Raw genomic sequence first — 9,342 nt, 5'->3', positions numbered from 1 at the left:
TTGAATTAATCAACTACCTCCTACTCGATTCGATGATGTTTTAATTTTGAGATTCAAGTTGTTCGCTTTTAGACGTCCACTCATTTTCAGTTTGAGTAATTTGGGCCTGAGTTTTGTCTAAATTTGTTTGAAGTTCTTCAAGTTTTAGATGGTCATTAAAATTTTGTGGTTCCGCCATTTTTGTTTGAATCTGAGCTTCCGCTTCTGACAAAGTATCGAGTTGCTTTTCAAGCTTTTCAATTTCACGTTGTAATTTTCGCTGTGCCTTTTGAGCATCTTTTGAAGCTTGATAGGTTTGTTTTTTTGAGGTCGCGTTGCTTTCTGCTTTGCTGGCCCCATCATTAGAATCTGTCTTTGTATTTAGAGCTTCTTTTTTTGCTACATAGTAATCGTAATCACCCAGGAATAATTGACTACCATTAGGTGATATTTCAAGAATCTCTGTAGCTACCCGGTTAATAAAATACCGATCATGCGAAACGAAGAGAACTGTTCCATCAAACTCATTTAAGGCATTTTCAAGGACTTCACGACTATCGATGTCTAAATGATTAGTTGGTTCGTCCAAAATCAGGAAGTTATCGGCTTGCATTGTTAACTTGGTTAGAAGCAGGCGAGCACGTTCGCCGCCACTTAAATTTTTAACTAGTTTTGAGACGTCATCACCTGAAAACAAGAAGCTGCCTAATAATGAACGAATATCTTTTTCAGGAACTAATGGATGTTCATCCCAAAGCTCGTTCAAAACTGTTTTACGATCGTCTAAATTATGTTGTTCTTGATCATAATAACCAATCTCTACACCAGTTCCCAGTTTTTGGGTGCCGCTAAGAAACGGAATCAGTCCAAGAATACTTTTTAATAGAGTTGATTTACCGACTCCGTTTGGCCCAACAATTCCCAGGACATGATGCTTGGTTAAATCAATATTGATGGGTGCGGATAAAACGTGATCTGCTTCATAACCAATTGCAGCATCTTTTACAGTGAGAACAACGTTGCCACTAGGGTGCTTCGCTGCAAAGTGAAAATGCATTTCGGCATCATCGGAATTGGGACGTTCAAGCACTGTCATTTTTTCCAATTGTTTTCGTCGACTTTGAGCCCGTTTGGTTGTTGAGGCACGAACAATATTTTTATTGACGAAATCTTGTAACTTATCAATTTTGGTTTGTTGTTTTTCGTAAGTTTTCCATTCGCTCTTGAGACGGGCAGCCTTTTTATCAATATAATCTGAATAATTTCCGGTATAAGAAAACAAGGTTTGCTGGTCTAAGTCGAGGACTCGGGTTACAACATGATCGAGAAAATAACGGTCATGTGACACGATTAATAGGGCTCCGTCGTAAGACTTAATGTACTTTTCAAGCCAGGCAAGAGTATCCATGTCCAAATGGTTTGTTGGTTCATCCAAAACTAATAAATCGTGTTGTTCTAACAGCAATTTTGCCAAAGCTAATTTGGTTTTTTGACCACCAGAGAGCGAATTAACTGAGCGGTCATAGAATTCCTTACCAAAACTAAAACCATTTAGAACGCCACGAATTTCTGCTTGATAGCCGAACCCGTTTTTAGCTTTAAAGGTTTGTTGCTTTTGATCATACAAATTAGACAAGGATTTAAATTTCTCAGGGTTTGCGATGATTTTGGGATCGCCTAATTGGGCTTCAAGCTTGTGAATTTCTTGTTCTAAAGCAATTACTTCGGAAAATACGGTTAGAAGTTCATTCCAGATTGTATTATCTGTATTTAGGCCTTGATTTTGGGCAAGATAGCCGATTGATAATCCTTTTTTGGTAATAATTTGGCCTTCATCTGGTTGAGTTTGACCGATTAGCATTTTTAGAAGGGTAGTTTTTCCTGCACCATTTCTGCCAACAAGACCGATTCGATCCTGTTCTTGGATATCAAAGGTGATCTGTGAAAATAGTTGTTCTCCACTAAATTCTCGACTGACATTTTGGGCTTGTAGTAAAATCACAATCATGTGTCCTTTCATTAATTGGTTTATAAAGCGTTTGTTTTTAAGTTTTGGTTCCTATTGGGAAAGTGGTAAACTAACTTTGTTAATTATTCACAAAGTTCATTTGGAGGTTCTTTAAAATGGAAACCAAAATTCCGGAGGCAACTGCAAAACGGTTACCCTTATACTATCGTTATTTAAATAATTTATTGAGTGCAAACAAATTGCGAGTTTCTTCAACAGAATTAGCCGAGGCCATTCAAGTTGATGCGGCGACAATTCGACGCGATTTTTCCTATTTTGGAACGTTAGGAAAGCGTGGATATGGGTATGATGTGCACAAACTAATTGATTTTTTTAAGAAAATCCTTGATCAGGATACACTTACAAACGTAGCCCTAATTGGTGTAGGAAATTTGGGACATGCGCTTTTAAACTTTAATTTCCATAAAAATAGTAATGTCCGCATTAGCGCGGCATTTGATATTAATCCGACCATAATTGGCTCTATTCAAAGCAATGTCCCCGTTTATGGCATGACACAGTTGCAAGAACAACTGCAAGATCAACAAATTGAGATTGCCATTATTACAATTCCAGCAGCGATTGCGCAAGAAGTCACGGATAAGTTAGTGCAGGCCGGCATTAAAGGAATTATGAATTTTACAACGGTTCGTGTTTCAGTGCCCCAAACAGTACATATTCAAAATATTGATCTGACTAATGAATTGCAAACCTTAATTTACGCGATTAATCACGACTGAGTTACAGTCCGAGAATTGGTAATACAACCAAAGAGTTCATTAAGATATGCGCCATCATTGATGTTTGGATGCGTCCTGTATGGTGGTAAAGCCAACAAAACCACAATCCAATTGCGCCATACAAAATGAAATGACCATCAGAGTGAGCTAAGGCAAATAAGCCACTGGAAATAAGAGCTGTAAGGATTTGTGCAACTTTAGGATTAATAAAGCTTAACAAATTGGCGAGATTACCAAAAAGAACTTTACGGAAAACAATTTCTTCCATGATAGGAGCTCCTATGATGATGATAAGGGCATAGATGGGATAATTCTTCACAATTGATAGCAGATCGGTTGTATTTTGCGAACTTGCATTACCGCCTGATTGAATTGTTAACCGTAAAATAATGGTTTGCAAGACAATTACGAAAATAAAACCTAAAATTCCCCAAATGAGGTTTTGTCCAACAGAACGGCGTCTTTTTTCTGGAAGATTAGTTGGCATGTCATGAAATGCCAAGTAGCATAAAATGCAAGCACCAGCTAAGTAATCAACAATTTGAATGTTAAAGATTTCGGGATGCGTTAATTTAAAGAAGCTATTTAGAATGCTTGGCAAAAGATAAACGATTAAATACGTAATTAATATATAGATAGATTTCTTTTCTAATTTCATGTGTTCACCTCATAATTGTTCCTATAGTATAGCATGTTTGCCGGGGTCTTGAAGTTGTTTGTCAAAAAAGGTCAGTGAAATGCTTGCATTCTGTGATGAGAATGATATAGTAAATACTGTTGTTAGCACTTAGACGTTGAGAGTGCTAAAAATAGTAAAAGTATAAATAAATGGAGGGATTCATATTGTTAAAACCATTAGGAGATCGCGTGATATTAGAAGCACAGGAAGAAGAAGAACAAACCGTTGGTGGAATTGTCCTTGCAAGTAATGCTAAGGAAAAGTCACAAAGCGGTAAAGTTGTTGCTGTGGGTGAAGGACACGTGTTAGATAACGGTGAAAAAGTTGCACCATCTGTTAAAACAGGTGATACCGTTATTTTTGACAAGTATGCGGGTACCGAAGTTTCATATGAAGATAAAAAATATTTGGTATTGCACGAAAAAGATATCGTTGCAATCATTGATTAACTAAAAAATAAATTTAATGAGGTGAAATTTTTATGGCAAAAGAAATCAAATTTTCTGAAGATGCACGAACAAAGATGTTAAAAGGTGTCGACAAATTAGCTGATACTGTTAAATCAACAATTGGTCCAAAGGGTCGTAACGTAGTTTTGGAACAATCATACGGTTCACCTACAATTACAAATGATGGTGTAACAATTGCTAAGTCAATTGATCTTGAAGACCATTTTGAAAATATGGGTGCTAAGTTAGTTTCTGAAGTTGCTTCAAAGACTAATGATATTGCTGGTGATGGGACAACAACTGCTACTGTTTTGACACAAGCAATTGTAAACGAAGGTATGAAGAACGTCACTGCTGGTGCCAATCCAGTTGGCATTCGTCGTGGGATTGAACGTGCAACAAAGGCAGCTGTTGATGAACTTCATAAGATGTCTCATGAAGTTAAATCAAAAGATGATATTGCCCAAGTTGCTTCCATTTCAGCTGCTAACTCAGAAGTTGGTAAATTGATTGCCGATGCAATGGAAAAGGTTGGTCACGATGGTGTCATTACAATTGAAGAATCACGTGGTGTAGATACAACCCTTGATGTTGTTGAAGGTATGCAGTTTGATCGTGGCTACATGTCACAATACATGGTTACTGACAATGATAAGATGGAAGCTGATTTAGATAATCCATATATTTTGATTACTGATAAGAAGATCAGCAATATTCAAGATATTTTGCCACTCCTTCAATCAGTTGTTGAACAAAGTCGTTCTCTGTTAATCATTGCTGATGATATTACAGGTGAGGCCTTACCAACTCTTGTTTTGAACAAGATGCGTGGTACATTCAATGTTGTAGCTGTTAAGGCTCCTGGCTTTGGTGACCGTCGTAAGGCTCAACTTGAAGATATCGCTACATTAACAGGTGGAACTGTAATCACGGATGATTTAGGCTTAAACTTAAAAGATGCAACAATTGATCAATTAGGTCAAGCTAACAAGGTTACAGTTACAAAAGACGACACAACAATCGTTGAAGGTGCCGGCGATAAAGATAAAATTGCAGAACGTGTAGCTACTATCAGACAACAAATTACTGATACAACTTCAGACTTTGACAAAGAAAAACTACAAGAACGTTTAGCTAAATTAGCTGGCGGTGTTGCCGTTGTTAGAGTTGGTGCTGCAACAGAAACTGAATTAAAAGAAAAGAAATATCGAATCGAAGATGCTTTGAATGCAACTCGTGCAGCTGTTGAAGAAGGCTTTGTATCCGGTGGTGGTACAGCATTAGTAAATGTACTTCCTGCTATTGCTAACCTTAAGGCAGAAGGCGACGAAAATACTGGTATTAATATTGTTAGACGTGCTCTTGAAGAGCCAGTTCGTCAAATTGCCAAGAACGCTGGTGCAGAGGGTTCTGTAATTGTAGAAAACTTGAAGAAACAAAAGCCAGGGGTTGGTTATAACGCTGCTACTGGCAAGTGGGAGAATATGGTCGATGCAGGAATTGTTGATCCTACTAAAGTTGTTCGTTCTGCTCTCCAAAATGCAGCCAGTGTTTCAGCTTTGCTATTAACAACTGAAGCTGTTGTTGCTGACAAACCAGAACCAAAAGATGATGGCGGTGCTGCTGCCACAGGCGCTCAACCACAAGCAGGTGGCATGGGCGGTATGATGTAAGCTCAGATTTAAATAAATAAAAATAACTAATATAGTTAGGAAACTTTCTGGATTGGGTGAAAACCTAGTTCTGAAAGTTTTTTTGTTTTCTGAAAATTTTTGAAACAAGCGTGGATAAAACCATGAATTTAAAGGTTGCACTTCATTCGCATATGTGTTTGAATGGACAGCGAGCAGGTTACTGAAATTATGAAAATTGATATAGCTTAACGTGCTCATTTGTAGTAAACTTACTTTTGATTTGTATTGCCCGAGTTATTGACTCGGGTTAATTTATTTTTGTAGAGGAGTATTATGACATGTGGCATTATCTAAAAAGACTGTTAATTGGTAAACCGCTTAAAACTTTAGATGAAGGCGGACAGGCGTTAACTAAGTTTAAGGCTTTAGCGTTGTTGTCTTCTGATGCTTTATCATCTGTTGCGTATGGGACGGAACAAATTCTTTCAGTTTTGCTGGTTCTTTCAGCTGCAGCAACGTGGTATGCTTTGCCTATTGCAGGAATTGTTTTAGTTCTGTTGTTTGCGATTACGATATCTTATCGTCAAATTATTCAAGCTTATCCTTCAGGTGGTGGCGCCTACGTGGTTGCTAGCACAAACTGGGGACAATCAGCTGGATTAGTTGCTGGTGGGTCGTTACTGGTTGATTATATGTTGACAGTCGCTGTTAGTGTAACTTCTGCAACCGAAGCGATCACTTCGGCTATTCCCAGTGTACAGGCATATGCAATTCCGCTTGCAATTGTAATCGTGCTTGGAATTATGGCTTTGAATTTACGTGGTTTACGTGATTCCGCTTCGTTTTTAACTTTTCCAGTGTATTTGTTTATTGTCATCATTACGATTATGATCGGAATTGGATTCTTTAACATTATTACCGGGCGTGTTGTAACCCATGCAGTAACCAAGGTGGGGACAGCGGTTCCTGGAATGACAATGGTGCTATTCTTAAGGGCACTATCTGCAGGATCTTCTTCCTTAACTGGAGTCGAAGCTATTAGTAATGCTGTACCCAACTTCAAACGACCAAGACGAAAAAATGCTGCCGCAACGTTAACAATTATGGCAACTATTTTGGCTATTTTCTTTGCCGGAATTACAGTTTTAAGTTATTTTGGTGGTATTTTACCCAATGGTCATCAAACAGTTCTTGCACAAGTTGGTGAAACTATGTTTGGTCATGGGCTACTGTTCTATTTATTGCAATTATCGACCGCACTTATTTTAGCAGTGGCCGCTAATACAGGATTTTCCGCCTTTCCGACGCTAGCCTACAATTTGGCCAAAGATAAATTTATGCCTCATGCGTATATGGATCGTGGCGATCGTCTAGGTTATTCAAATGGAATTATTTCGTTAGCAGTTGGCGCGATTGTATTGATCTTGATTTTTCATGGTCAAACTAGTCTACTTATTCCCCTTTATGCGGTTGGTGTGTTTGTTCCCTTTACGCTTTCTCAGTCAGGGATGATCATTCACTGGTTCCGTGAACGAACAGGACACTGGTTGCTTAAATCGTCTGCAAACTTATTAGGAGCAGCATTATCATTTGGGTTAGTCGTTTGTTTATTCTTCTTACACTTTGCAAACGTTTGGCCTTACTTAATTATTATGCCGTTGCTACTCAGATTGTTTTACAAGATTCATCAGCACTACGTAAAAGTTGCTGAACAGTTGCGAATTGCAGCCAAGGGTAAGGTTCAGTTACATGATTACGATGGGTCAACCGTCATTGTGTTAGTCAGCAATGTGACGCGTGTAACCTCTGGGGCAATTAACTATGCCCGTTCAATGGGGGACTACGTAATTGCGATGCATGTTTCGTTTGATTCCAATCCTAAAAAAGAACATAAAACGGCTGTGGAATTTAAGGCAGAATATCCAGATGTTCGCTTCGTTGATATCCATTCCTCATATCGTTCAATTGCCAATCCAACTTTGCGTTTCTGTGATGTGATTGCGCGGCGAGCTTCGGAACGCAATTATACGACAACAGTGCTTGTGCCACAGTTTGTTCCTCGTAAACCTTGGCAAAATGTTCTGCATAACCAAACTGGTTTGCGTTTAAGAGCAGCTTTGAACTCACGAGAGAATATCATTGTTTCAACCTATAATTATCATTTAAACGAGTAATAATCGATCATTAATTTATAAACTTTAATAGAGCTGGTAGTGTTGTGAATTTTAACACTACCAGTTTTTGTTTGATTTAATGTGTAAGTGGTATCATTAGTTACGCTTGTGTTACGGCGAGGGGATTTGTATAATAATTATAGTAACTAGATTAAACGCTTAATATTTTTAGTGGTTTATTAATTAATCTAGCTGAAATGTGTCTGGAGGGATTTTGTTCTAAAATAGCCTTTAGATATTTCCTAGAAAAGAGGTCTAGCATGCGATTTGAAATTATTGTCAGTTTATTTGCGACAGCGATTATCTCTGCTGTTCTAACTCCGTTTGTTAGACGACTCGCCTTTAAGGTGGGGGCGGTTGACGAGCCTTCAGCAAGACGGGTAAATAAAGTTCCAATGCCAACAATGGGCGGTTTAGCTATTTTTCTTGCCTTTAATTTTTCCACTTTTTTCCTTTTGCGAGCCCAGATTCCTACAAAACAGTTATGGGGAATTTTCGGAGGAGAATGTATTATCATATTGACCGGTGTGATTGATGATATTTTTGTGCTTAAACCGTATCAGAAAATGATTGGAATTTCCTTAGCAGCCATTGAAGTTTTTGTGTTTGCTAATGTCCGAATGACAACACTGACGATTCCTTTTATAGGAACCGTTGGGCTAGGGTGGCTTAGTTTCCCAATTACATATTTATGGATTGCTGGAATTACAAATGCAATCAACCTAATTGACGGCTTGGATGGTCTGGCCACCGGAGTATCGATCATTGCACTTTTTACAACTGGAATTACTGGATTATTCTTTTTGCCGACAACCAATATGTATGTTGTAATTATGATCTTTACACTAGTTGCTGCAGAAATTGGATTTCTACCATATAATTTTTTTCCCGCGCGAATTTATTTAGGGGATACTGGCGCGTTATTTATTGGGTTTATGATTTCAGTTTTCTCGCTATCGGGATTGAAAAATGCAACTTTTATTTCAGTTATCATTCCTGTTATGATTTTAGGAGTTCCCATTACCGATACTGTTTTTGCAATGCTTCGACGAATTCTGAATAAGGAATCCATTGCCCATGCTGATAAACGTCATTTGCATCATCGACTGATGCAAATGGGATTAACGCATCGCCAAACAGTTTTTGTTATTTATGGAATTTCGTTGATTTTTTCGTTTATTGCATTACTTTATCCAATTTCTCCAATTTGGGGTTCGATTTTGTTAACAATCGGAATTCTAATCGGTTTGGAGCTCTTTGTTGAAGCAATCGGGTTAGCCGGTCAAAATCGACGACCATTATTAAACTGGATTCAAAAAATTGTAACATCCACCACTTCCAAAGATACAAGTAATCGTTTGGAAAGTGAACGAGAAGAAAAGAAGCGTGTTGAAAAAATAAAAGCAGATCAAAAACAAACTGATAAGGCAGAAAAAAATGATCCGGCTGACGCTGGTAAAGAAAAAAAACAATCAAAAAAATAATCGTTGTGAACCGTTCAGTTTAGAAGCTGAACGGTTTTTTTACGATTATTTTCTAAAGGTTGCAGGTTCAAAATGACTTCAGTTACTGCTATTAAGTAGCTTAGTCAACTGAAATTAGGTTAATTGCCGTTCTCCGACTCACTTGGCCTGGAACGGGGTGGCATGATTTGAAGCCAAGCAGTTCACTTGTCTTCA

The 9,342-nt window shown here is 38.0% G+C and carries 7 protein-coding genes; 5 read left to right on the top strand and 2 right to left on the bottom strand.

Going from position 1 to position 9,342, the window contains the following annotated elements:
• Positions 1-40 precede the first annotated feature (40 nt).
• Positions 41-1,981, bottom strand: a complete 1,941-nt coding sequence (locus tag IV84_RS08400) for an ABC-F family ATP-binding cassette domain-containing protein (protein ID WP_046872399.1) — start codon at positions 1,979-1,981, stop codon at positions 41-43.
• Between the two features lie 122 nt (positions 1,982-2,103).
• Between IV84_RS08400 and IV84_RS08395 the strand changes: the two genes are divergently transcribed.
• Complete coding sequence (locus IV84_RS08395; RefSeq protein ID WP_046872395.1) at positions 2,104-2,727, top strand: redox-sensing transcriptional repressor Rex; 624 nt, start codon at positions 2,104-2,106, stop codon at positions 2,725-2,727.
• 1 nt (position 2,728) lies between these two features.
• Here IV84_RS08395 and IV84_RS08390 read toward each other — a convergent pair whose 3' ends face one another.
• Entirely contained in the window at positions 2,729-3,385 is a 657-nt protein-coding gene (locus IV84_RS08390; RefSeq protein WP_056986412.1) for a CPBP family intramembrane glutamic endopeptidase, read from the bottom strand.
• Positions 3,386-3,570: 185 nt separating this feature from the next.
• Here IV84_RS08390 and groES point away from each other — a divergent pair, with 185 nt between their 5' ends.
• The 4 genes from groES to IV84_RS08370 all read left to right on the top strand — a co-directional run bounded on the left by groES (position 3,571) and on the right by IV84_RS08370 (position 9,147).
• Entirely contained in the window at positions 3,571-3,855 is a 285-nt protein-coding gene (gene groES / locus IV84_RS08385; RefSeq protein ID WP_046872397.1) for a co-chaperone GroES, read from the top strand.
• 32 nt (positions 3,856-3,887) lie between these two features.
• Entirely contained in the window at positions 3,888-5,528 is a 1,641-nt protein-coding gene (gene groL / locus IV84_RS08380) for a chaperonin GroEL (RefSeq protein ID WP_046872398.1), read from the top strand.
• A 299-nt stretch (positions 5,529-5,827) separates the two neighbouring features.
• Positions 5,828-7,663, top strand: a complete 1,836-nt coding sequence (locus IV84_RS08375) for an APC family permease (RefSeq protein WP_056986410.1) — start codon at positions 5,828-5,830, stop codon at positions 7,661-7,663.
• A gap of 260 nt (positions 7,664-7,923) precedes the next feature.
• Complete coding sequence (locus tag IV84_RS08370; RefSeq protein WP_080945555.1) at positions 7,924-9,147, top strand: glycosyltransferase family 4 protein; 1,224 nt, start codon at positions 7,924-7,926, stop codon at positions 9,145-9,147.
• Positions 9,148-9,342 lie beyond the last annotated feature (195 nt).

It is taken from the genome of Pediococcus damnosus (assembly GCF_001437255.1).
GTDB lineage: Bacteria > Bacillota > Bacilli > Lactobacillales > Lactobacillaceae > Pediococcus > Pediococcus damnosus.
This window is presented reverse-complemented; position numbering and strand designations above follow the sequence as displayed.

Coding starts and splice junctions, on each gene's coding strand:
- IV84_RS08395 (WP_046872395.1), top strand. CDS start 2,104: ATGGAAACCAAAATTCCGGAGGCAACTGCAAAACGGTTACCCTTATAC.
- groL (WP_046872398.1), top strand. CDS start 3,888: ATGGCAAAAGAAATCAAATTTTCTGAAGATGCACGAACAAAGATGTTA.
- IV84_RS08390 (WP_056986412.1), bottom strand. CDS start 3,385: ATGAAATTAGAAAAGAAATCTATCTATATATTAATTACGTATTTAATC.
- IV84_RS08375 (WP_056986410.1), top strand. CDS start 5,828: ATGTGGCATTATCTAAAAAGACTGTTAATTGGTAAACCGCTTAAAACT.
- IV84_RS08370 (WP_080945555.1), top strand. CDS start 7,924: ATGCGATTTGAAATTATTGTCAGTTTATTTGCGACAGCGATTATCTCT.